The following is a 22,180-nucleotide window of genomic DNA, read 5'->3' as shown; positions in this document are numbered from 1 at the left end:
TGCTGGTCACAGTTTAGCCCAGCACGGCCGCCAGCAGGACGTCCGTACGGCTAGCCGTCCTGGCCGCGCGACGCCGGGGGCAGCTGCCGCAGCGCGGTGACCTCGGCCTCCAGCGTGGCGAGTTCGCCACGCAGCGTCATCACCGCGCCGCGACGCCCGGCGTCGGGGCCCGCACCCACCGCGATGAGCCGCGAATCCAGCTCGGCGATGCGATTCTGCGCCGCCACCGCCCGGTCCGTCGCGTCGTCCGCCAGCGGTAGCTGGTGGACCTCGAGGGCCAGCTCCACCAGGCGGCGGTGCATGCGCGCCTGCGGCGTGTGCGCCTCCGCCCACTCCGCCGGGGCGCCCGTCGGCATGCCCGGCACGACGGGCCGGCGCGCCGCCCGCAGCGCCCGGGAGCGTCTGCCCAGGACCACCGCCAACGCGGCGGCGACCAGCACGACGAGCAAGCCGGCGATCAGCATCCCCTGCGCTACGGCGGCCAACGCGTCCACCTCCTGAGACCACACGGTCGTGGCAGTGCCGAAGTCTAGCGACGCCCGCGACGGCCCCCGCCGGGCACGGACGTGCACGCCGCCTCGATGCTGTGCGAGGCTTGGGAAACCGTGGACGGGTCGGCGTACCCGTGTGATATCCGTGGAGTGGGGAAGAGGATCCGCCGGTGGGGAATGAGAAGGCATGGCAGCACTGAGAACCGGAAGCGACTTCGGTGACGTCGTCGTCACCGCCGTCACCTCGACGACGTCCCTGGCGCCGGACGCCGAGCAGACGTGGCAGGGACTGTTGGCCGGTGGCAGCGGCATCCGCACCCTGGACAAGCCCGAGGTGACTCGGTTCGACCTGGACGTCCGCATCGGCGGCCCGCTCACCGAGGACTTCGACAGCCACCTCAACCGCGTGGAACTCCGCAGGCTGTCCTACCTGCAGAAGATGTCGACGGTGCTGAGCCGCCGCCTGTGGGCCGCGGCAGGCGAACCCGACGTCGACACCACGCGGCTGATGGTGTCGATCGGGCTGGCGCTGGGCACGGCCGAGGAGATCGTCAACCTCTACGAGGACTTCAAGAGCAAGAAGATGAAGGCGGTCTCACCGCTGGCCGTCCAGATGTACATGCCCAACTCGCCCGCCGCGGCGGTCGGGCTGGAACGGCAGGCCAAGGCGGGCATCATCTGTCCCCTGATGGCCGACGCCTCGGGCGCCTCCGCCATCGCCGAGGCGTGGAAGCACATCGCGCTCGGCGAGGCCGACGTGGCCATCTGCGGCGGCGTCGACACCTGGATCGGCGCGGCCACCCTGGCGGCCTACACCAGGCTGGGCCTGCTCTCGACCGACAACGACGATCCGGCCGGCGCGTGCCGGCCCTACGACGCGCACCGCAACGGCGCCGTGTTCAGCGAGGGCGGCGCGCTGCTACTGCTGGAATCCGAGGCGCACGCCCGCAAGCGCGGTGCGCCGATCCTGGCCCGGCTGCTGGGCGCAGGCATCACCTCCGACGGCTACGACGACGTCGCGCCCGAACCCAGCGGTGAGTCGGCCGCGGCGGCCATCACGCAGGCACTCGAGCGCGCCGCGCTGGCGCCCGACGCCATCGACGCCGTGGTGTCGAACGCGTCGGGAACCCGCGACGGCGACCTCGCCGAGGCCAACGCCCTCCATCGGGCACTGGGCGCCCACCGACCCCCCGTGTACGCGCCGAAGGGTGCGCTCGGGCACTCCTGGGGGTCGACGGGTGCCATCGACGCCATCCTCACCGTGCAGGCGCTGCGGGACGGCGTGCTGCCCGCCACCCGCAACCACACGACCCCGGACCCGGCGGTCGACCTCGACGTGGTGGCCGGCGACCCCCGCGAAGCCCGCTACGGCAGCGCCCTGAGCACCTGCTTTGGCTTCGGCGGCTACAACGTCGCCCTGGCGTTCGGCGCGGCCTGACCGAGGGCGGTTCAGGCGCCGGTCAAGGCCTGATCAGCCCTTGACCAGGGTGTACTGACCCAGCTCGCTGATCTTGCGCTGGAAGAAGTCGCTGCAGCCCGTCAGGTACTTCATGTAGCGCTGGAACACCTCTTCCGACGTCGCCGCCACCGCGGCGTCGTGGTGCGCCTGCAGCGCCTCGGCCCACGTGGACAGCGTGCGCACGTAGTGCTCGTCGAGCAGCTGCTTGTCGGCCACGGTGAAGCCGGCCTCCCGGGAGAGGTTCTCGATGTCCTCGTCGCCGGGCACCGAGCCGCCCGGGAAGATCTCCTTGGCGATGAACCGCATGAACCGCAGATCGGTCATCGTCACCGGGATCCCCATCTCCGGCCACTTCTTGAGCGGGTGACCGAGGATGGCCTGCAGCACCATGCGACCGTCGTCGGGTAGCAGGCTGCTGCAGAGCTTGAAGAACGGCGCGTACCGCTCCTGCGGGAACGCCTCGATGGCCTCGATGCTGACGATGCGGTCGACGGGCTCGTCGAACTGCTCCCACCCCTGCAGCAGCACGCGCCGCGACCGCTCACTGGGCAACCCGTCGAGGAGGTCCTGCGCGTACCGCGCCTGGTTGCGGCTCAACGTCAACCCGACGACGTTGACGTCGTACTTCTCCACGGCCCGACGCAGGATGGACCCCCAGCCGCATCCGATGTCCAGCAACGTCATTCCCGGCTCGAGGCCCAGCTTGCCCAGCGCCAGGTCGATCTTCGCCAGCTGCGCCTCTTCCAGCGTGGCGTCGGCACGCTCGTAGTAGGCGCAGCTGTAGGTGCGCGTGGGATCGAGGAACGTGCCGAAGAACTCGTCGCTCAGATCGTAGTGCGCCTGTACGTCGTCATAGCGCGGCTCCATGTCCGCTCCGGCCTTCTGCTTGACCATTGCCCCGACCCATTTCCGTCCGACCCCTCGGACTCGTTGCGCTTGCGGCCCAAATGCGTTGCGACCGCGTTGAATTTACCAAAACCGTCAGGCAGGTGCCTTTTCACACGTGAACTGCGCGACGTCGGTGTAACCGTCGCGGAACAGATCCGCGCAGCCGGTCAGGTACTTGTAGAAGCGTTCGTAGATCTCCTCGTTGGTGATCGCGATGGCTTCGTCCTTCTTGTCCTTCAGGTTCGCCGCCCACGTGTCGAGCGTCTTGACGTAATGCGGCTGCAGGTGCTGTTCGCGGGTCACGGTGTACCCGTTGCGCACCGCCGCGTCGCGGACCATCGACGCCAACGGCAAGCGGCCGCCGGGATAGATGTAATCCATGATGAACTTGATGAACCGGACGTTCGACATGGTCAGGGGCAGGCCCTTGGCCTTGATCTCCTCGTCCTCCGGAATGATGATCGTGTGTAGCATCATCACGCCGTCGTCGGGCATCCAGCTGAACGTCTTCTTGAAGTAGTCGTCGTACTTGTTGAAGCCGAAGTGCTCGAACGCGCCGATGGAGACCACGCGGTCGACCTTGCCCTCGAACTCCTCCCACGGCTGCAGCCGCACCTCCATGCTGCGGGTGGTGTCGATGTTCGGGAACCGGTTCTGCTCGATGTGCTGCTTCTGGTTCTCCGACAGCGTCAACCCGATGACGTTGACGTCGTACTTCTCCACGGCGCGCTGGATGGTCGAACCCCAACCGCAGCCGATGTCGAGCAGCGTCATGCCGGGCTCCAGGCCCAGCTTGCCCAGCGACAGGTCGACCTTGGCCAACTGCGCCTGCTCCAGCGTGTAGTCGTCCTTCTCGAAGTACGCACAGCTGTAGGTTTGCGACGGGTCCTGCCACAACTTGAAGAAGTCATTGGAGATGTCGTAGTGGAACTGGACTTCACCCTTGTCGGAGCCGCGAGTGTCGGACGCGGACTTGGACAGCCACTTCGACTGTGCGGTCTGCGTGGCTCGCTTATCACCTGAAGAACTCATCTGATCTCCCTGTCGGCAGTCGAGGTCGAACTATCGGAGGCCAACCAGCCTTTGCTTCACCGAGCCGGCTTTCCGACCCTACCTCTGCCGGGTCCGTCCGACGACGCCGCACTCGCGGCGCCCGAGCCGAGCGGGTAGACATGCCAGACATGCGCATGTTCAGGATCGCGGTGGTCGCGACCGTGCTGGCGGGATGCCAGGTGCTCGGGCCCGCGGTCGGCAGCGCCGAGCCGGCGACCGTGCCGGTGGTGCGGCCGGTCGTGCTCGCCCAGATCCCCCACGACCCCGACGCCTACACCGAGGGGTTCGAGATCGCCGACGGCATCCTCTACGAGGCCACCGGCCGCGAGGGCAGGTCCGAGATGCGCGAACTCGACCCCGCCACCGGGCAGGTACTCCGCTCCACGCCGCTGAAGCCGGAGTACTGGAGCGAGGGGCTCACCGTCGTCGGCGACCAGATCTGGCAGCTGACCTACCAGAACGGCGTCGTGATCGTCTGGGACCGGGCCAGCCTGCGACCGGTGCGCGAGATCCCCGTGAGCCCCGACATCGGATGGGGCATCTGCCTCGACGGCGACCACTTTGCCGTCACCGACGGCGGCGGGCAACTGCGGACCTTCACCACCAGCGACTTCCGGCAGAGCGGCAGCGTCACCGTGACCCGCGACGGCGCGCCGGTCACCGGGCTCAACGAGATCGAATGCGTCGACGGACAGGTGTGGGCCAGCCTGTGGCCCACCGACGAGATCGCCCGCATCGACCCCGCCAGCGGCCGCATCACCCTGGTGGCCGACATGTCGGGCCTGTTCACCGGCGCTCCCCGGCAGCCCGCGGTGCAGGTGTTCAGCGGCATCGCCCACGTCGGCGGCGACGAGTTCCTGGTGGACGCCAAGGAATGGCCGTGGACCTACCGGGTGCGCATCCCCGGGGCGTAGCCGTCAGGACGGCTGCCCCGAGGCGCGGTCGGCGTACGCGGTGAGTTCGTCCAGGAAACCCGCCGGGAAGCGCAGGGTGCCCTTGCGGGTGCGGCCCAGGAAGCCGCGCGCCGCCCGCGCCGACAGCGGCTTGCCGGGATGCTCCAGGAACCGGTGCAGGGGCCGCCGCGGCGCCCACACCGGCCACGGGCCGACGTCGGCGGCGTGCACCACGCCGTCGAGACCGGCCCACGCGGCCGTGCGCGGCCACTTCGGCCCAGCCCACGCCACGTCCCCGATGGCGTCGTAGTGGCCCGGGTCGGTGAGCCGGCCACCGATCCACGCCGCGACCGGGACGCTCACCGAATTGCCGACCATGCGCCACCGCTCACCGGAGCGCGCCACCTCCTCCGCCGGCGCCGTCCAGTCCGCCGGAAACCCCTGCAGCCGTTCGGCATCCCGGACGTCGGGGGTGACGTAGCCGCCGTCGGGCATGCGGATGGCCGGGGGAGAGGCCACGCCCACCGACGACCCGCACTTGATGGGTGGCACCGCGTCGACGGCCCACCCGAACGACCGCATGCCCTCCGTCCAATAGAAGCCGCAGGCCACGTCGGGGTAATCCGATGTGGCGGAAGGTCTTTGGGCTTCGTCGGCGAGCAGGACGTGCCTCGGGTCGGCGGTGCGGCTGGCCACCAGGTACCACCGATTGCGCCGCTGCGGCAACCCGAACGCCTGGGTGTCGACCACGCGGTAGGCCCACCGGTACCCCAGCCGCGTGAGGCTGCCCGTGACCAGGCGCAGGGCGGCGCCCTGGCTCAACGACATCAGGAACGGCACGTTCTCCAGCACCAGCCACGGCACCTCGTGCGCGTCCGCCAACCGCAGCACCTCGCCCACCAGACTGCTGCGCGCCCCGTCGATACCGGCCTTGCGGCCCACGCTGGAGAGGTCCTGACACGGAAACCCGGCCACCATCAGCTCGGTGCCTCGCGGCAGGTCGACGACGTCGCGGACGTCGGCGTCGAGCTTGGCATCGGGGAAGCGGCGCCGCAGCACGTGCATCGCCGGGCCCGAGTTCTCGACCAGCAGCGCCGCCTGGTGCCCGCCGGCCGCCATGCCGAGTTCGAGCCCACCGATGCCGGCGAACAGGCCCACCGTCCTCATCGAAGCCATTCCAGCGCAACGGCGTAACCGAGCCGTGACGGCACCGCGTTGCCGATCATGCGGGCCAGCGCCGTGCGCTGCCGCACGCCGGTGAAGTCGAACCAGTCCGGCACGTACTGCAGCCGCGCGGCCTCGTGGGCCGTGATGGTGCGGCGCCGGCTGGGATGCACGTTGCGGCCCATGCACATGCTGTAGAACCCGGTGGTGACGGTCTGCGCCGGGCGATCCCACGCCAGGCGGCCGTAGATCGACTTGTAGCTGTGGCCCCCCTGGGCGTGGCACGCCGGACGCTGCGCGTCGGGCAGGTCGAACACGGCGTGCTCGAAGAGGTAGTCGATGCGCCGCCGGGTGTCCGGGGCGCTGCGGGCGACGGCGTCGGGCAGCGCGGTGCGGCGCTGCTCGTCGACGTCCTCGAGATCCTGGAACGCCCAGGCCACCGTGCGCAGGCCGCGACGATGCCGCCGCACCACCTCGGCAGGCGAGACCGCGTGGGTGAGGCTGGCCAGCAGCACCAACCGGCGCCGGGTCTGGGGAACGCCGATCTCACTGAGGTCCACCACGTCGACCTCGACGTGATACCCCATGGCCGCCAGCGCATCCGCGGTGCGCTGCACCACCCGGCCGCGATCGTTGCGGGCACCCGGCACGTTCTCGATCAGGACATGCTGCGGGCCAAGCACTTCCGCCGCGCGCACCATGGTCTGGTACAGCTCGTTCTTGGCGTCGACGTGGCGCGTGCGGTTGTTGAAGTCGCTGTGGCCCTGGCACGGCGGCCCGCCGACGAGGACGTCGACCGCGGTCGTGGCCAACGTGCGTTCACCCGGGGTGAGCCGCGCGCCGACGCGGCCGTCGAACAACCGGGCGACGTCACCGCACGCCGTCGTCGCGGCGGGAAAGTTCGCGGCGTACGTGCCGATGGCGATCGGGTCGAGGTCGACGGCCAACACGGGATGAAAGGGCCGGTTCAGCGCGCGGGCGGCCTCGGCCACCCCGATGGACAGCCCGCCGCAGCCCGAGAACAGGTCCACGGCGGTGACCGCGTCGCGCCCCGAGTCACACACCGGTGCGGTGGTGCTGCGCAGCCACGCGCGCTCGGCCTCGTCGGCGCTCACCGACGGGGCGTCGGGCCGGGAAGCGGCCGCCAGCGTGCTGGTGACGACGCCGCCGGTGCGGCGCGCGACCCGACGCTGATAGCTGCCGTCGCGGACCTGGAACCGCTCGCCCGCCGCCTCGGCGCGGGACGCAGGGCGCGGGCTGGTCGCGGTCGAGGGGGACATCGAGGTGATCGTATGCAGGGTCTTTCGCCGCTCGGCGCAGGTGGTGCGGCGTGCCGCCATAGTGTGAAGCCATGGCGCAGTCGTGGGCATCCTCGCCCGAGGCCCGAACCAGGATGCAGGCGAACAAGGGTCGCGACACCCGGCCCGAACTGGCGCTGCGCTCGGCCGTGCACGCCATGGGCCTGCGCTACCGCGTGTCGGTCAGACCGCTGGCCGGCCTGCGGCGGACCGCCGACCTGGTGTTCACCCGCGCCCGCGTCGCGGTGTTCCTGGACGGGTGCTTCTGGCACGGCTGCCCGCAGCACCACACCAAGGCCGCGGCGAATGCGACGTTCTGGGCCGAGAAGGTGGCAGGCAACCGGGCCCGCGACCGCGACACCGACGCCCGGCTGGCCGAGGCCGGATGGGAGAGCGTGCGCATCTGGGAGCACGAGGATCCCGCGGTGGCCGCCGAGCGGGTGGCCGACGTGGTGCGGCGCCGGAGACGGCTAGACTCGCCCTAGTCTGGCAAGTTGCTGTGAGGCTGGTTGCCGTGAGGCGAGGAGCGTGATGGTGGGCACGGTGATGACGGCGGTCGCCGGGACGTCGACGGCAATCGCGACGGCGATCGCGGCGGTGACCGCTGCGGCGATCACGGTGGCCGCGCCGGCGGGGGCCGAGGAACCCGACGACTCGTTCCTCGAGACGCTGGGCTTCATGGGCATCCCCACCGACGACGCCGCGACCACGGTCGCCCGCGCCAAGGCGCTGTGCGTCGAACTCGACGGCGGCGCGCCCGTCCTCGACGTGGCCGACCGGCTGGGTGCGGCATCGGGGCTCTCGGACGGGCAGTCGGCGTTCTTCACCGGCGTCTCGATCGGTGCGTACTGCCCGCAGCACGAACACCTGCTCGACGAGGCGTGATCAGCGCAGCTTGACCAACCGCGTCGTGGAACTCTCGTCGAGTTCGACCAGGTCAGTGCGGGAGCGCAGGAAGTCGCTGAACGACTTGAAGCCCAACGACTTCTCGCTGAACGACGGGTCCATGCGCTTCATCTGGGCCTTCACCGCCGAGTTGTGCAGCCATTCGGCGTCGTCCTTCTCCAGCCCGATCTGCAAGGCGCGGGTAAGCAGCGCCGTCGCGGCGTCCTGAGGATCGGGCTCGGACTCCTTGGCCTTGCGCCGCGGCGCCGACTTCTTGGCAGGCTCGGGCTCGGGTTCGGGCTCGAACACCGGAACGCCCGGCAGCGCGTCGTAGATCACGAACTCGTCGCACGCCGACGCCAGCGCCCGGCTCGAGGAGCCGGCGACGCCGATGCCGACGACGTAGCGTCCCAACCGCTTGCAGCGCTGCGCCAACGCGATGTAGTCCGAGTCGCCGGCCACGATCACCACGTGCGTCAGATCCGGTAGCCGGAACATGTCCTCGACGGCGTCGACCGCCAACCGGATGTCGGCACCGTTCTTGCCGTACGCCGTCGCCGGGAACAACTGCACCAGATCGACCGCGCGCGCCACCAACTGCCCGCGGTAGTCGGCGTTGACGTCGGCCGACCAGTCGGCATACGCCCTGGTGAGCACCAAGGTGCCGAAGGACGAGGCGAAGTCGATGATCGCGCCGACGTCGACCGTGGCGCGCTGCAACCGGTCCTGCTCCAGGCCCTTGGCCTTGTCCTTGTGAAACGAATTGCGGCCGTTGACCTGGTCGTACCGCGAGATCACGATGTTGTCGAAGTCGAGGTAGACCGCGACGCGGGTGCCTTCGGTGTCGGTCATGGGTCCAGTGTGGCGGAAGGTCCGTCGTTGGCCTCGCGACGCGACCGGGCGCGGCGCACGGCTTCGTCGACGAGCCGCTCGGCGACGTCGGCGACCTTGACGTTGTCGGTCTGGCTGAGCTGGGTCAGTCGTCCGAAGGCATCGGAGGCGTCCCCGCCGGAACGACTGCGGATGATGCCGACCGCCTGGTCGATCACCGGTCGGGAGGCCAACGCCCGCTGCAACCTGTCCCCGCGTTCCCGCGCAGCCGCGAGTGCCTGCGCGTTGTGAACCGCCGCCGCGGCGACCGTCGCGAACCGCTCGGCGAGCAGCACCTCGCGCTCGTCGAACGCATCCCGCGCGACGGCGTAGGCGCTGATCGCCCCGATCACATCGGCCCCGAGGCGCAACGGCACCCCCAGCGCGGAGTGCACACCCATGCGGGCCACCTGACCGCGCAACCGAGGCCAGCGCGCGTCACTGCCGATCGTGGAGCTGACGGTGCTGCGGCCCGATTCGACACACGTCACACCCGGTCCCTCGCCGAGCCGGTCGTACTGCAACACGTCGACGTCGTGCGCCACGCCCGCCGTGGCCGACCACGTCGGTTGCCCATCGTCGAACACGGCGACCCCGGCCCCGTCAGCGCCGGGGACGACGCCGAGCGCCAACTCGGCCAGCGCGGCAAGCAGCGTCGGCACGTCCTGAGCGTCCACCACGATGCGTGCCACACCGGTGACCCCCAGGTGCAGGGCTGCCTCGTCGGCGCGCAGCTGCTCGACCGACGGGGCGCACCGTGCAGGTGCGACGCGGCCCGGTTGGGCGTCGAAGTCGGCCATTCCCTCATCTCCAGCTGGGTAGGCGCGTGGGCGGAGGGTCGACACGTCCAGGCCCGAATCTACTCGCGGCGGCATGCGGGCGGAGGCAGTCCGCGCTCGGCATCACCTACCCCAGGAGCAGCAGCGCATGGGACCGACGCAACTTCCCCGAGGCGGTCTTGGGGACCAAGCCCGGCTCCACCACCACGACGTTCCGCGGCCGCACGTCCACTTCGGCCACCACCTCGTGGGCGACCTGACGCTCGATGCGACGCACCTCGTCGGGTTGATCGAACTCACGCGACTCCACCACCACCGCGAAGGTCTCGCGCGACTGCCCGCCGTCGATCCGCACCGCGACCGCACACCCTGCCCGCACACCGGGAACCCGCGCGGCAGCCCGCTCGATGTCGGTGGGGTAGACGTTGCGACCCGCCATGATGATGACGTCCTTGACGCGTCCGCACACCACGACGAGGCCCGTCTCGGTGAGATAACCGAGGTCCCCCGTGTCGTACCACCCGTCCTCGTCCTGCGCGGAGACGAACCCGTCGCCGGTCGTGTAACCCGCGGTGACGGGCTCGCCCCGGATCTGCAGCACGCCGACGGCGCGAGCCGGCAGCACCGCGCCCTGGTCGACGACCCGCACGTCCAAGCCCTTCAACGCATGGCCGAGCGTGACGAGCCGACGCGTGTGACCGCGCGAGGCGGGTACCGCCCGACCCAGCGAACTCAACAGTTCGGCGTCCACCTCGTCGACGATCATGCCGCTGCCCGCGCTGGAGAAGGACACGGCCACAGTGCTTTCCGCCATGCCGTACGCCGGCAGGATGGCCTCGGGACGCAGCCCGAACGGTGCACCGGCCTCGAGCAGGTCCTCGACGTCGGCCGGGTCGACCTGTTCGGAGCCCGACAGTGCCCAGCGCAGGCTCGACAGGTCGAACTCACCTGGCCGTGCCTGGCGGCGCAGCCGTTTCGCGAACAACGTATAGGCAAAGTTGGGTGCTGCCGTCATCGTTCCGCGGTACTTGTCGATGAGCCGGGCCCACAGCAGCGTGTCGTGCAGGAAGTCCAAGGGAGTGACCTTGACCAACTCGGCGCCGAAGTACATCGGCACCGTGAGATAACCGGTCATGCCCATGTCGTGAAAGCACGGCAGCCAGCTCACGATGACGTCGCGGTCGTGGTCGAACTCGGCGCCGACGAACATCGCTTCGGCGTTGGCAACGACGTTGCGGTGGCTGATCCGAACGGCCTTCGGCGACCCCGTCGACCCGGACGTCAACTGCAGCAGCGCCACGTCGTCGTCGGAGGTGTCCACGGGATCGACAGCCTCGGCCGCCGACAGCTCCTCGACGGTCACGACGTTCAGGCCAAGGCTCGCCAGCAGTGGCGCCGCGGGCAGGAACGGTTCCGACACCACGACCGCGGCGGCATCGATCATCGCGATGACGGCGGTGGTCTCACGTGCCCACCGCTGCAGGTCGGTGCGAGGAGTGGGCTGGTGCAGCATCGTCAGCGAGGCGCCGCGCATCCAGATGCCCTGCGCCGTCGGGGCGATCTCGACGGGCGCGCCTGCCAGCACGGCCACCGCGTCTCCCGGTCCCACGCCCGCCGCCGCCAGACCGCCGGCGATCCGGCGCGCGTGCTCGTGGATCTGCGCCCAGGTGTGGCGCACCGGTGCGCTGGGCTCGCCGGTGACCATGCCCTTGGTGCTCGTTCGGGCGTTGGCGTACATGGTCTCGGTGAAGGCGCTCATGGGCGCCCGGCCTCGCCGGCCGGCGGCCCGGCTCGGTGGGCGAGGATCTTCGTTGCTGTGGTGATGGTATTCCGCCATTCGACGCGCGCGACCTGAGTGATCGGCCTGCGTCGCGGCACCAGCGGTGCTTCCGGCGGGGACGCGAGGTCGCCACCGTGACGGGTCCGGTTGGCTGATTGATCAACCAGACCTGACGTTACCGTGCCTGCCGGGAAACACCCGCCACGTCGGTTGCGTGGTGAGTGCCCGGCTGCGATGCGCGTACCCGCGCGCACATGTGACGCGAGTCACAACCGGCGTAACATGAGGGGATCTCCGAGGAAAGGGGAGACCCAGATGAAGGGCGCGCACCACGACCCCGTCGACCACTCCCGCACCACCCAACCGCGTGCCGGCGAATCGTTCATCGACACCCTGTTCCTGCCAGGTCTCATCCTGATCGGCGTCGGCACCGCGCTCATCGCCGGATTCGTCGCCGCCACCGCCTACGGCCGGGCCGACCTACAGCTACCGCTGGGCCTGATCGCCGGAGCGCTGGTGACCGCCGGCGCCATCCTGGTGAGCCTGGAACACCACCGCGTCAAGGGTGTCGAACGGCGCTGGCTGGCCGAACACCCCGAGCGCCGCCGCTAGTCAGCCCCGCTCGCGCAACCACGCCGCGATCTCGCGCGTCGGCTTCGCGACGACCGCCGCATACTCCGGGTGCTCGTCGGTGAACGCCTGCACCATGGGGCACACCGGCACGATGCGCATGCCCTCCGCACGCGTCTGCGCCAACGCCTGCTCGATCACCAGCGTGCCGAGGCCGCGGCCGCCATAGGCCTCGTCCACCTCGGTGTGCGGAAACACGCGCAGGTCGCCGAAGTCCGCGAACTCCGTGAGCCCTACCGGCTTTCCCTCGACCGCGATCGTGAACCGTCCATCACCCCTGGTGACGTCGACCGGTGCGCCGGTCTTGTCGGTCAACGACATTCGGTCCTCCTGGGTGCGTACGATCGACGCCGACTCTACCGACGCGTCGGCCGCCGCCGAGGCGAGGCCGACCGTACGGGAGCCGCATGGACACCGAGCACGTGCACGTCGACGCCCAAACCCCGCAGGCCCAGCGCGCCGCGATCGGGCTCGCGACCACCGTCACCACGGCCGCGGCCGAGGCCGGCCTGGACCGCGCCACCGTCGAGCTGATCAACGTCCGGGTGTCGCAGCTCAACGGCTGTCCCACGTGCCTGGAGACGCACCACCGCAAGGCCGTCGCCGCCGGCGTGACCGCCAAGCAGCTCGCCACGCTCGCCGTCTGGCGCGACACCGAGCTGTTCGACGACCGGCAACGCGCAGTACTCCGGTTGGCCGAGATCACGACGACGCTGCCCGACCACGACGTGGCCGAACGCGAATACGCCCGCGCGCGATCGACCCTCACCGACGACGAGATCGCTGCGGCGGTGTGGGTCGCCGTGGCCATCAACGCCTTCAACCGGGTATCGATCCTGTCCCGGCACCGGGTCCGGCCCTGACGGGTCAGAGACGCCCGTCCCTGCTCGGCAGCATCACACCCGGCCGCATCACACCCGGCCGCATCACACCCTGATCTCGACCGCGACCTCGTTGCGCCGCACGAACGGCAGCGTCCACGGCGGGTCGTAGAACCATGCGGCGGGCTCACCCGCCGGCTCGAAGCCATGGTCGTGCAGCACGTCGAGCAGCTGCTTGGTGCGCCGTGCCACAGCGTCCGGACCACGGTCCCCAGTGAAACGCAGCACCGCGACCGTCTGCGGCGGCACCTCCACCAGCCGCACCCGGTCGTCGTTCGGGGTGGGCAGCGTCTGCATGGTCCACGACGACGGCATGAAGAAGCGGATGACATATCCCTCGCCCACGTCCACGTCCTCCGCGGACTGCGACACCGGGGCCGTCATCGCGATCTTGCGACCGGACTGCACCACCGGCGCCGTCATCGCGATGCTCGCCGAATCGTGGTTCTTGCCGAAGATGAAACCCGCCAGTCTGCGGAACCCCTCGTTGCGCGACGCCTCCTCGTCGGCGGCGACCGTGGTCTCCGCCGCGATGCGCGGCCCGTAGCGCCGCAACTCCACCCCGTCGCCCAACGGCTCGGAGGTGTGGGACGGCTCCTCGGTGCCTCCGCGGATGCCGACGATCGACAACGCCGACTCCGCCACCTGCCCGACGATCGATGCGACACGACGAATCATGATCGGGAGGTTCCCATTGTCGGCGCCCCTCCAAACCTGCTGAAAGTCACCAAGGATCAGGCCCTTAGCCGCGACGCCAGCCCCGTCGCCCGCACCGCGGGCTGAGCCACCGCGGCGCGCACCTGCGCGGCCGAACCCACCACCCGCACCGTCCGCTTGGCGCGCGTCACCGCCGTGTAGAACAGCTCGCGCGTCAGCAGGCGGGACTCCGGCGGCGGCAGCACGACGGTCACCTCGGCGGCCTGCGAACCCTGGCTCTTGTGGATGGTCATGGCATGCATCGTCTCGACGTCCGAGAGCCTGCCCGCGGAGAACTCCACCGGCCCGTCGGTACCCGCCACCACGACCCGCGGCCCCCCGTCCCCGGCCAGCGTCACGCCGACGTCGCCGTTGTACAGGTTCAGGCCATAGTCGTTGGCGGTGACCAGTACCGGCCTGCCCGCGTACCACGGCGACCACGTCGCCTCACCCACCGCCTCGCCCGTCGCCTCGCCCAGCCAGCGCTGCACCTGACGATTCCAGTGCGCAACCCCGTGCGGACCGCGGCGGTGCGCACACAGCAGCCGGTGCTCGTCGAGGGCCGCCAACGCCGCCGCACCGGCACCCGCGATCGCCGCTCGCCGCAGCGCCAGCGCCTGCGGCAACACCACCGGCCGCAGCGCCGTCGCCGCATCCTCGGCGTCGATCCACGCCACGTGCGGGTCGCCCGAGGCCAGCACCTGCAGCGCGCGCTCGGCGTCGCCGTCGCGGATCGCGGCGGCCAGGTCGCCGATCGCCGCCCCGAAGCGGTGCGGGGTCCGCAGCCGCGCGATGCGGACGTCGGCGCGCCCACCGAGGCCCTCGACCAGATCGGCCAGCACCGCGCCCGCGTCGACCGACGCCAGCTGATCCGGATCCCCCACGAGCAGCAGCCGGGCCTCCGGACGCACCGCCTCCACCAGCCGCGCCATCATCGTCAGCGACACCATCGACGTCTCGTCGACCACCACGACGTCATGCGGCAACCGGTTGGTGCGGTCGTGCACGAACCGCGACGAATTGTCCGGCCGACGGCGCAGCAGCCGGTGCAACGTCGTGGCCCGCAACCCGGCCAGCGGGGCACGGTCGACGGCGTCGAGCTGCTCGACCTCCTCGGTGACGGCCTGCTGCAAGCGTGCCGCCGCCTTGCCGGTGGGAGCCGCGAGCGCGATCCGAAGCGGCGGCCGCCCCGCGTCCCTGGCCCGGGCCGCCAACAGTGCCAGCAGCCGCGCCACCGTCGTCGTCTTGCCGGTCCCCGGGCCACCGGTGAGCACCGTCAACCGTTGGCGCAGCGCCAGTTCGGCGGCCGCCCGCTGCTCGGCGTAACCGGAGGGGAACAGCCGGTCGACGTCGGCGTCGGGTGCCTGATCCGCACCGGCCGCCAGCATCGCCACCACGTCGGCGGCGACCTGGCCCTCCTCGCGCCAATACCGGTCGAGGTAGAGCGTCTCACCCTCGGCGCGCAGCACGTGGTCGCGCGTCAGCAGCGGACTGGCCGCCACGGCCGCCCACCACGCATCCGGCGCAGGCCACGGCAACTCGGGCTGATCGACCTGCCCCGGCACGTCGCGCAGGGCCACGCACACCGAACCGCCCCGCAGCCCCCGCACGACACAGGCCACCGCCAACGCCACCCGCTCGTCGGGCTCCCCGCCCAGGGCGCACAACCGTTGCGCCACCAGCACGTCCGACGCCTCCAGGACACCGGCGTCGTTGAACGTGCGCAGCAACCCGGTGGCCCCCGCGGCGCGGCGCCAGTCCGCGGCATCCAGCGGCGCGGTCACGAGGCCGGCCTCCCCGCGTCGAGCAGGTCCGACGTCGCGACGATCAGCGTCGCCGGGGGCCGCCACTCGAACACGCCCGCGCGATGCCCGTCGACCACCGGCGTCTGCGGTCCGCACATGCCGCGCACGAACAGGTACAGCACGCCGCCCAGGTGCCGCTGCGGTTCGTAACCGGGTTGCCGCCACCGCAGGAAGCGGTGCAGCACGACGCCGTACAGCAACGCCTGCAGCGGGTAGTCCGAATGCAGCATGGCCTCGACGAGCCGCGGCCGCGAGTAGTCGGCCGCGGTCAACGGGTGATCGCCGTCGCCGAGCCAGTTGGTCTTGTAGTCCACCACCACGTAGCGGTGCCCGGTGCCGTCGGGGATGCGCAGCACGGCGTCGATCTGCCCACTCAGGTAGCCGCGCAGCGACTGCGGGCCCAACACGTCACCGGACAACCGCTGGGCGTAGGACGCCAGCGGGTCGTCGGCCGCCAGATGGCGCGCCACCAGTGCCCCCACGTCCCGCAACCGCAGGTCCGCGGCGGGTCCGGTGCGCAGATCGCCGCCGGCCAGCGGAAACTCGAAGTCCAACTCGCACAAGCGATCCCGTAGACCGATCGCCCGCAGTGCGAGGTCGTCCGCGATCGGCCCGAGCGGGGTGTCGTGCATGGGTACCAGTGCGGCCGCCAGTTCCTCGGCCGCCACGTCGACCGGCCACCACCGCAGCTGCTCGCGCACCCGCATCCCCAGTTCGGCCTCGAGATCGGACGCCTGCGGGTCGGCGGTCTCCAGCACCGCGTGCACCAGGCTGCCGAACGTGGCCCCGGTGGGCAGCTCGGCCATGGGCGACGCCACCTCTCGACCGGCTTCCGCCCCGACGGGCGTCGTCGCGGGCACCTCGGCGGACTCGTCGTCCAGTTCCACCACCTCGGGTTCGCTGCTCATCGCCGGGGACTCGCCGGCTCGGATCAACCCCGAGTACGACGTGCGCCGCCACGCCGTGTCGATGCCGCGCTGGAACCGACGCACGTCCAGACCGGTGGGCGGCTCGGCCGGGGGCAGCTCGGGAGCGGCCGCCAGCACCGATTCCTCGAGCACCGGGCCGCCAGCATCTGCCCACTGCCGCAACCGATCCCACGCCTGATCGTCGGAGACCTTCGCGGGCACGCACGCGTCGGGCACCGCGCCGTCGCCGGGCTGCCTGCCCCGCAGCAGCCGGGACAACCCCCCGTTGGGCTCGTCACGGGAGGGCGCCCACCACGCCACCACCTGGGCCTGAGCGCGCGTCAGCGCGACGTAGGTGAGCCTGCCGTCGTCACCCGCCGCCTCGCGCCTGCCCTGCCGCGTCACCTCCAGATGATCCGGGCCGTCGGGACCCCCGACGTACAGGCACCGCGTGTCGCCGTCGTGGAACAGCACGACGTCCGGTTCCGGCACGAAGCGGTTGAACGCGAACGGCAGGTACACGATGGGGTACTGCAATCCCTTGCTGACCCACACGGTCATGATCTGCACGGCCGCGGCGTCGCTGTCGAGCCGGCGGTTGCGCTCGGTGCGCCCGTCACCGCGATCGTCACGCTCGGCGCGCAGCCAATCCCGGAGCGCGGGCAGGGTGTGGCGCTCGCGGTGCGCGACCTCCTGCAACAGCTGCGCCACGTGCGCCAGATCCGTCATGTGCCGCTCACCGTCGCGCCACCGCAACACCCGGTCGGCCATCCCCGACAGCTGCGCCGCCTCGAAGATCGCCGCGATGCCGCGATCGCGGGCATGAGCGGCCCACTCCCGCAACGTCTCCGCGACGCGGTCGGTCAGCTCGTCACCACCCTCGACGAGCTGGGCCGCGGTGTACCCGAAGAACATCGTGGCCGCCGCCGCACGCACCACCCCCGGCCGATGCGGCTGATCGAACGCCTCCAGCAACCCCAGCCAATCGGCAGCGGCCGCCGAGCCGAAGATGTCGGAATCGCCGGTGTAGACACACGGGATGCCCGCGTCCGTCAACGCCTGCTGACACGTGCGGGCATCGCGGTGCGTCTCGACGATCACCGCCACGTCGCCCGCCCGGATGGGCCGGCCGTCGAACGTCGCCCCGCCGGCCAGCAGCCGTCCGACGTCGGCCGCCAGGTCGCGGCCGACGTGCCTGCGGATCTCGGCGATCGGCACGTTCTGCGTCCCGCGCCTGCCGAACGTCTCGCGCCTCACGACCCGCAGCCGGAACGGATCCGGCCGCGGCGCCCCGGCCAGCCGGGTCCCGGGGTGCGCGGCCGTGACGTCGTGCACCACGATGCGGGGGTCGCCCAGCGCCGCGCCCCGCAACACCACCTGTAGCCGCTGCACCAACGCGCCATCGCTGCGCCAGTTCGTGGCCAACGTCCGCTTGGCGCCCGCGGTCTCCGCCGCGCTCAGGTACGTGACGATGTCTCCGCCGCGGAACGCGTAGATGGCCTGCTTCGGATCGCCGATCAGGATGACCGTGGACCGACCGCTGAACGCCCGGTCGATCACCTGCCACTGCACCAGGTCGGTGTCCTGGAACTCGTCGACCATCACGATCGGCCAGCGCGCCGACATCCTCGCCCTGGCAGGCGAATCGGGCGCCGCCAACGCACCCGCGAGCCGCGTCAGCAGGTCGTCGTAACCCAGCACGCCCACCCGGCGCTTGCGCCGCTCGACCTCGGCGAGCACGTCGCCGGCGAACCGCACGCAGACCGCCGCGCGGCTGTCCGGATCGGGGTCGACCGGCCGCAACTCGGTGGCCGGGTTGCCGACGGCCTCGCGCGCCAGACGCAGCGCGTCCGGGTACGACAACGCCGGATGCTCGCGCTCCTGACCGAAGTGCGCCAGGTACAGGTCATCGACCACCTCGGTGACCAACTCGGTCAGGTCCTCGACCAGCGTCACCCCCGGGTCGGAATCACCTGCGACGCCCAACGACGTCAACACCAGCTGGCAGAACTGATGCGTCGTCGCGATGGTCGCCGAGTCGAAACCGGCCAGCGCATCGCGCAACCGCTGCCTGCGCTCCTCCAGGAGGTCGGGCGGCCCCGACGTCAGGTGCCGCAACACCTCGTCGTCGCCGACCACCGACGGATCGTCGAAAGCCGCTGCCGCGTCCGCGATCTGGCGTCGCACCCGATCACGCAGCTCCTGGCTGGCCGCGCGCCCGAACGTGATGAGCAACATCTGATCCAGCCGCGCGTGCCCCTCGGCGACGTAGCGGGTCACCAACCCGGCCAGCGTGAACGTCTTGCCCGTCCCCGCGCTGGCCTCCAGCACCGTCGTCGTGTTCGTCTCGGGCAGCGGGCCCACGAGGTCGAACGCCGCCGTCACCGCGGGCTCCGATCCGCCCGCAGCAGCGGCAGCCACAGTCGCGCCGCATACGCACCCAGCCGGTGGGATTCGCCCTCGACCTCCTCGCCGGCGCGCACCGGCTGCATCAGATCCCGCAGCCGCGCGCCCGGACCCCAGGCCCGCACCTGCGCCGGATCCTCCTCCTCGCCCGGGAAGCGGCCCGACCGCCACCGGAACGACGCCGCCTGCTCCGGATCGTCCCCGGAATGCCGCGCGCACGCCCACGCATACGACGTCTTCACCGGCAACGGCAACGGCTCCCTGCGGCCCGCGTCGTACATCGCCACCAGGTCCGCGAGCAGCCGCACCGCCGAGTCCTGCGGCCTGCCGAGACCTTCCTCGCGCGGCGTCGTGCCGCGGCGCGGGCGACCGACGCACACCGCGGACCACTCCCGAGACGGATCGCGAGCGTACAACGCCAACAACGGAATCCACGACGACAACAGGTGCTTGCCGCCGAGCTTCGAATACGTCACCGACACCAGGCGATCGCCGAACACCGGCGCCACCGTGCCCGTCAGCCGACGCCCCCCACCCAGGTCGACGTCGACGTCGTAGGCGCGCGGCTCGACGCGCCGGAACTGCCGTGCCGCCTCGGCCAGCAGGTGCGCCTGATCGCGCAGCTCGGTGGCCTTGCGCCAACCGAGCCGGCCCGGCGGCAGCGTGCCGCGGCGCCACTCGGCGTCGCGGGCGTCGTCGGGCGTGAAACCCCGCAGCATGTCGGCGAGCATGCGATCCCCGACGGTCCACTCCTCGAGCGCGTCGACGTCGATCGGCATCTCGTCGTCCACCCCGTCCACGTCCCACGGCAGCGTGTACTGCATGGCCGTGAAGAACCCCTTCACCGGGTCGCGGAAGAAGCCCACCAGGTCGGCGAGTTCCACGTCCGCGGGTGGGGGAGCGGGCAGCGGACCCGAGACGAACGGCGGCCGCTCCGCCCGCTCCCCGACGCTGCTGCGGGCGGCATGCAGCACCGTCGGGTCGAACGTGAACGGCTTACCGGGCACCAGCGCGCCCGGCATGACGTTGCGAACGTCGAACGGCTGCAACGGATGATGCACGACGACCCCTGCCCGCACCGTCGCGGCAGGCGTCTCGGTGGTCCGTTCCAGCGCGTCCAGCAGCTCGGCCAGTGGGACCGCCGGCGGTCGCGGCTGCCCGGTGTGCGCGTTGGCCCCGGTGTAGGTGACCACCAGGGTCTCGGTCGCGGCGCCGACCGCGTCGAGCAGCAACTGACGATCCTCCGAACGGGTGTCGCGCTCGCCGGTCATCGGATCCCGACCCAGCACGTCGTCACCGTCGACGATCCCGCGACGCGGGAACACGCCGTCGTCCAGCCCCACCAGGCACACGACGCGGTGCGGCACCGACCGCATGGGCACCATCGTGCACACCGTCAGCGTCCCGGTGCGGAAGTTGGCGCGCGTCGGCCGCCCGGCCAGGCGTCGACGCAGCAGCGCCTCGACGTCGGGCAGACGCAGCACCACCTCGGCGCGGGGCCCCGCGGCGTGCAGCACGTCGGCGAACTCGCGCTCGAGTTGGCCGAGCTGCCACGCGTCGGCGTCACCGGTCAGCGTCAGCGACGTGACCCCCGCCGCCAGCTCGGCGAGCCACGCGCGCAGGGGCTGCGCCGCCGACAGCGCGGTGACGGCCCGCCGAACGCGATCGACGAACTCCGCGAACCGGCCCGCGAGTTCCACGCGGTTGCTGCTGACGTCGTCGAGCGGCAGCGTCGCGTCCAGCCACGCGTGGGAATCGTCGGACATCGCCACCCCGGCCAGGATCCGGTCGATGCCGAAGCGCCACGTGTTGTGCACGAAGTCGACGCCGTACGGTCGGCGATGCTCCTGGTCGAAGCCCCAGCGCACGTTCGCCTGACGCACCCAGCGGGTGACGTCCTCGAGGTTGTCGTCGGTGAAGCCGAACCGGGCGCGCACCGGCGCCGCCTGCGCCAGATCGAGCACCTCGCTGGCCGTGGCGCGGCTGCCCGCCAACGCCAGCAGTTGCGTCGCGATGCCGAGCAGCGGGTTGGTCTGGACGAGGGCACGATCGGCCAACCGCATGCGCAGCCGGTGTGCCGGGTGCGCCCCGTCGAGGACGTCGCCCAGGCCGAAGTCGGCGTTGATGAGCGGGGCGTACGTCTCGATGTCCGGGCACATCACCAGGACGTCGCGCGGCTCCAGCGTCGGATCGTCGGCGAGCAGGCCCAACAGCACCTCGCGCAGCACGTCGACCTGCCGCGCCGGACCGTGACAGGCGTGCACCTGCACCGACCGGTCCCGCGGCGAATACCTGCGCCCCCGCGGCCGCACGGCATCGACGCCGATGTCGGACTGCAGCCACCCCAGCAGGGTGTCCGGGTGTGGCGCACCCGGCAGGTACTCGTCGCCGGCCACGTCCGTCGGCAGCGCGCGCTGCAGTTCCCGGACGTCGCGCCCCAGCGTCGCCAACAGGGGATGACCGACGGCGCGGTGGCTGAGGTCGGAGCGCCGGGGGACCGGGCCACGGAACGTGGGCGACGCCGCCAGCGCGCGCCACGCCGCATCGCTGGGATGGGGCAACCACAGGTGCAGTTCGTGGTGGACCGCCAGCGCCCGGAGCAACTCGACCTCGGTGGCGGGCACGCGGGTGTGGCCGAACAGGGAGAGTCGCTGCGGCAGGTCTGCCGGTGAATCACGCAGTCGGGCAACGGTATCGGCGTGCCGGACGTGCGGAGGGTCGGCGGGGACACGTGCGGTCACCGCGCGCCACAGGTGCGGCTGCCACGCCAGGTCGTCGGGCAGCGACGTCCCCGCGTCGGCCGGGTCGAGCCACCCGCGCAGCAGTTCGGGGCGCTGGCGCGCGTACGAGGCGAACAGGCCCGCGATGCGGCGCGCGACGGCGTAGCGCCGCCCCATCCGCAGTTCGCGCTCGTCGGCGTTCGCCTCGACGTGGCCCAGATGCACCGCCAAGGTGTGGCACCACGGTTCGTCGAGGCAGGCGTCGACGGCGTCGAGCACGGCCCACACGAGGGCGTCGGGAGCCCACGGGTCGTCGTTGGTGGTGCCGGTGAGCTCGGCGACGAGCGACGCCGGGTTGCGGAACTCGATGCCGGCGCAGACGCCGTCGGTGCCGCTGCCGCGACCCAGCACGTGCGACAACCGTTGCGAGAGCCAGCGTTCGACGCCCTTGGCGGGCACCAGCACCAACTCCATTGCGAAGGGGTCCGCCGGCGCGACGGTCAGCAGCTCGGCCAGACCGGCCGCCAGCACGTCCGTGCGTTCGGCACGGTGCAGGTGAAGGCCCATCGAGACC

19 protein-coding genes are annotated in these 22,180 nt (G+C 71.3%); 6 read left to right on the top strand and 13 right to left on the bottom strand.

The features are described from left to right. Positions 1–50: 50 nt before the first annotated feature. Positions 51–485 carry a hypothetical protein gene (locus AC30CM_RS00475; protein WP_490114844.1) on the bottom strand — a complete coding sequence of 145 codons (435 nt, stop codon included), beginning with the start codon at positions 483–485 and terminating at the stop codon, positions 51–53. A gap of 193 nt (positions 486–678) precedes the next feature. Here AC30CM_RS00475 and AC30CM_RS00470 point away from each other — a divergent pair, with 193 nt between their 5' ends. Further along, positions 679–1,929, top strand: coding sequence for a KasA/KasB family beta-ketoacyl-ACP synthase (locus AC30CM_RS00470; RefSeq protein WP_490114843.1), 1,251 nt, complete (start codon positions 679–681; stop codon positions 1,927–1,929). 33 nt (positions 1,930–1,962) lie between these two features. On the opposite strand, the gene AC30CM_RS00465 is transcribed toward AC30CM_RS00470, so the two are convergent. Together AC30CM_RS00465 and AC30CM_RS00460 are read right to left on the bottom strand one after the other, a co-directional pair. Then, positions 1,963–2,844 carry a cyclopropane mycolic acid synthase family methyltransferase gene (locus AC30CM_RS00465; RefSeq protein ID WP_490114842.1) on the bottom strand — a complete coding sequence of 294 codons (882 nt, stop codon included), beginning with the start codon at positions 2,842–2,844 and terminating at the stop codon, positions 1,963–1,965. Between the two features lie 87 nt (positions 2,845–2,931). Next, positions 2,932–3,870: a cyclopropane mycolic acid synthase family methyltransferase gene (locus AC30CM_RS00460; protein ID WP_490114841.1), complete on the bottom strand. Its 939-nt coding sequence runs from the start codon at positions 3,868–3,870 to the stop codon at positions 2,932–2,934. Positions 3,871–4,019: 149 nt separating this feature from the next. Here AC30CM_RS00460 and AC30CM_RS00455 point away from each other — a divergent pair, with 149 nt between their 5' ends. Beyond that, positions 4,020–4,805, top strand: coding sequence for a glutaminyl-peptide cyclotransferase (locus AC30CM_RS00455; protein ID WP_490114840.1), 786 nt, complete (start codon positions 4,020–4,022; stop codon positions 4,803–4,805). Positions 4,806–4,808: 3 nt separating this feature from the next. On the opposite strand, the gene AC30CM_RS00450 is transcribed toward AC30CM_RS00455, so the two are convergent. Together AC30CM_RS00450 and AC30CM_RS00445 are read right to left on the bottom strand one after the other, a co-directional pair. After that, positions 4,809–5,960 (bottom strand): DNA cytosine methyltransferase, encoded by a 1,152-nt coding sequence (locus tag AC30CM_RS00450; RefSeq protein ID WP_490114839.1) that lies wholly within the window; start codon positions 5,958–5,960, stop codon positions 4,809–4,811. Continuing rightward, entirely contained in the window at positions 5,948–7,228 is a 1,281-nt protein-coding gene (locus AC30CM_RS00445) for a DNA cytosine methyltransferase (protein WP_490114838.1), read from the bottom strand. Before AC30CM_RS00445 ends, AC30CM_RS00450 begins: the two co-directional genes overlap by 13 nt. A gap of 71 nt (positions 7,229–7,299) precedes the next feature. Here AC30CM_RS00445 and AC30CM_RS00440 point away from each other — a divergent pair, with 71 nt between their 5' ends. Then, positions 7,300–7,731 carry a very short patch repair endonuclease gene (locus AC30CM_RS00440; protein ID WP_490114837.1) on the top strand — a complete coding sequence of 144 codons (432 nt, stop codon included), beginning with the start codon at positions 7,300–7,302 and terminating at the stop codon, positions 7,729–7,731. Between the two features lie 46 nt (positions 7,732–7,777). Continuing rightward, positions 7,778–8,131 (top strand): DUF732 domain-containing protein, encoded by a 354-nt coding sequence (locus AC30CM_RS00435; protein ID WP_490115040.1) that lies wholly within the window; start codon positions 7,778–7,780, stop codon positions 8,129–8,131. Here AC30CM_RS00435 and AC30CM_RS00430 read toward each other — a convergent pair whose 3' ends face one another. The 3 genes from AC30CM_RS00430 to AC30CM_RS00420 form a co-directional block, all read right to left on the bottom strand. Next, the gene (locus AC30CM_RS00430; RefSeq protein WP_490114836.1) at positions 8,132–8,983 is read right to left on the bottom strand and encodes an NYN domain-containing protein; all 852 of its coding nucleotides are present in this window, start codon (positions 8,981–8,983) and stop codon (positions 8,132–8,134) included. Beyond that, a complete protein-coding gene (locus AC30CM_RS00425; protein ID WP_490114835.1) occupies positions 8,980–9,801 on the bottom strand; it encodes a GAF and ANTAR domain-containing protein in 822 nt (273 codons plus the stop codon). Before AC30CM_RS00425 ends, AC30CM_RS00430 begins: the two co-directional genes overlap by 4 nt. A gap of 106 nt (positions 9,802–9,907) precedes the next feature. Next, complete coding sequence (locus AC30CM_RS00420; protein ID WP_490114834.1) at positions 9,908–11,539, bottom strand: fatty acyl-AMP ligase; 1,632 nt, start codon at positions 11,537–11,539, stop codon at positions 9,908–9,910. A 336-nt stretch (positions 11,540–11,875) separates the two neighbouring features. Here AC30CM_RS00420 and usfY point away from each other — a divergent pair, with 336 nt between their 5' ends. Next, positions 11,876–12,172 (top strand): protein UsfY, encoded by a 297-nt coding sequence (gene usfY / locus AC30CM_RS00415; protein WP_490114833.1) that lies wholly within the window; start codon positions 11,876–11,878, stop codon positions 12,170–12,172. Here usfY and AC30CM_RS00410 read toward each other — a convergent pair whose 3' ends face one another. After that, complete coding sequence (locus AC30CM_RS00410; protein ID WP_490114832.1) at positions 12,173–12,511, bottom strand: GNAT family N-acetyltransferase; 339 nt, start codon at positions 12,509–12,511, stop codon at positions 12,173–12,175. An 86-nt stretch (positions 12,512–12,597) separates the two neighbouring features. Here AC30CM_RS00410 and AC30CM_RS00405 point away from each other — a divergent pair, with 86 nt between their 5' ends. Further along, complete coding sequence (locus AC30CM_RS00405; protein WP_490114831.1) at positions 12,598–13,053, top strand: carboxymuconolactone decarboxylase family protein; 456 nt, start codon at positions 12,598–12,600, stop codon at positions 13,051–13,053. Between the two features lie 63 nt (positions 13,054–13,116). On the opposite strand, the gene AC30CM_RS00400 is transcribed toward AC30CM_RS00405, so the two are convergent. The 4 genes from AC30CM_RS00400 to recC are packed head-to-tail and all read right to left on the bottom strand — an operon-like array spanning position 13,117 to position 22,173. Then, on the bottom strand, positions 13,117–13,749 hold the full coding sequence (locus AC30CM_RS00400) for an SOUL family heme-binding protein (protein WP_490114830.1): 633 nt from the start codon (positions 13,747–13,749) through the stop codon (positions 13,117–13,119). Positions 13,750–13,805: 56 nt separating this feature from the next. Continuing rightward, positions 13,806–15,494 carry an exodeoxyribonuclease V subunit alpha gene (gene recD / locus AC30CM_RS00395; RefSeq protein WP_490115039.1) on the bottom strand — a complete coding sequence of 563 codons (1,689 nt, stop codon included), beginning with the start codon at positions 15,492–15,494 and terminating at the stop codon, positions 13,806–13,808. Between the two features lie 53 nt (positions 15,495–15,547). Continuing rightward, positions 15,548–18,901 carry a UvrD-helicase domain-containing protein gene (locus AC30CM_RS00390; protein WP_490114829.1) on the bottom strand — a complete coding sequence of 1,118 codons (3,354 nt, stop codon included), beginning with the start codon at positions 18,899–18,901 and terminating at the stop codon, positions 15,548–15,550. Beyond that, the gene (gene recC / locus AC30CM_RS00385; RefSeq protein WP_490114828.1) at positions 18,862–22,173 is read right to left on the bottom strand and encodes an exodeoxyribonuclease V subunit gamma; all 3,312 of its coding nucleotides are present in this window, start codon (positions 22,171–22,173) and stop codon (positions 18,862–18,864) included. Before recC ends, AC30CM_RS00390 begins: the two co-directional genes overlap by 40 nt. Positions 22,174–22,180 lie beyond the last annotated feature (7 nt).

This window comes from Mycobacterium sp. DHQP2018-32-09, assembly GCF_058148405.1.
This window is presented reverse-complemented; position numbering and strand designations above follow the sequence as displayed.

Bases quoted from the DNA above. Each gene is read 5' to 3' on its own strand.
- AC30CM_RS00470 (WP_490114843.1), top strand. From the start codon at position 679: ATGGCAGCACTGAGAACCGGAAGCGACTTCGGTGACGTCGTCGTCACC.
- AC30CM_RS00465 (WP_490114842.1), bottom strand. From the start codon at position 2,844: ATGGTCAAGCAGAAGGCCGGAGCGGACATGGAGCCGCGCTATGACGAC.
- AC30CM_RS00460 (WP_490114841.1), bottom strand. From the start codon at position 3,870: ATGAGTTCTTCAGGTGATAAGCGAGCCACGCAGACCGCACAGTCGAAG.
- AC30CM_RS00455 (WP_490114840.1), top strand. From the start codon at position 4,020: ATGCGCATGTTCAGGATCGCGGTGGTCGCGACCGTGCTGGCGGGATGC.
- AC30CM_RS00450 (WP_490114839.1), bottom strand. From the start codon at position 5,960: ATGGCTTCGATGAGGACGGTGGGCCTGTTCGCCGGCATCGGTGGGCTC.
- AC30CM_RS00445 (WP_490114838.1), bottom strand. From the start codon at position 7,228: ATGTCCCCCTCGACCGCGACCAGCCCGCGCCCTGCGTCCCGCGCCGAG.
- AC30CM_RS00440 (WP_490114837.1), top strand. From the start codon at position 7,300: ATGGCGCAGTCGTGGGCATCCTCGCCCGAGGCCCGAACCAGGATGCAG.
- AC30CM_RS00435 (WP_490115040.1), top strand. From the start codon at position 7,778: ATGGTGGGCACGGTGATGACGGCGGTCGCCGGGACGTCGACGGCAATC.
- AC30CM_RS00430 (WP_490114836.1), bottom strand. From the start codon at position 8,983: ATGACCGACACCGAAGGCACCCGCGTCGCGGTCTACCTCGACTTCGAC.
- AC30CM_RS00425 (WP_490114835.1), bottom strand. From the start codon at position 9,801: ATGGCCGACTTCGACGCCCAACCGGGCCGCGTCGCACCTGCACGGTGC.
- AC30CM_RS00420 (WP_490114834.1), bottom strand. From the start codon at position 11,539: ATGAGCGCCTTCACCGAGACCATGTACGCCAACGCCCGAACGAGCACC.
- usfY (WP_490114833.1), top strand. From the start codon at position 11,876: ATGAAGGGCGCGCACCACGACCCCGTCGACCACTCCCGCACCACCCAA.
- AC30CM_RS00410 (WP_490114832.1), bottom strand. From the start codon at position 12,511: ATGTCGTTGACCGACAAGACCGGCGCACCGGTCGACGTCACCAGGGGT.
- AC30CM_RS00405 (WP_490114831.1), top strand. From the start codon at position 12,598: ATGGACACCGAGCACGTGCACGTCGACGCCCAAACCCCGCAGGCCCAG.
- AC30CM_RS00400 (WP_490114830.1), bottom strand. From the start codon at position 13,749: ATGATTCGTCGTGTCGCATCGATCGTCGGGCAGGTGGCGGAGTCGGCG.
- recC (WP_490114828.1), bottom strand. From the start codon at position 22,173: ATGGGCCTTCACCTGCACCGTGCCGAACGCACGGACGTGCTGGCGGCC.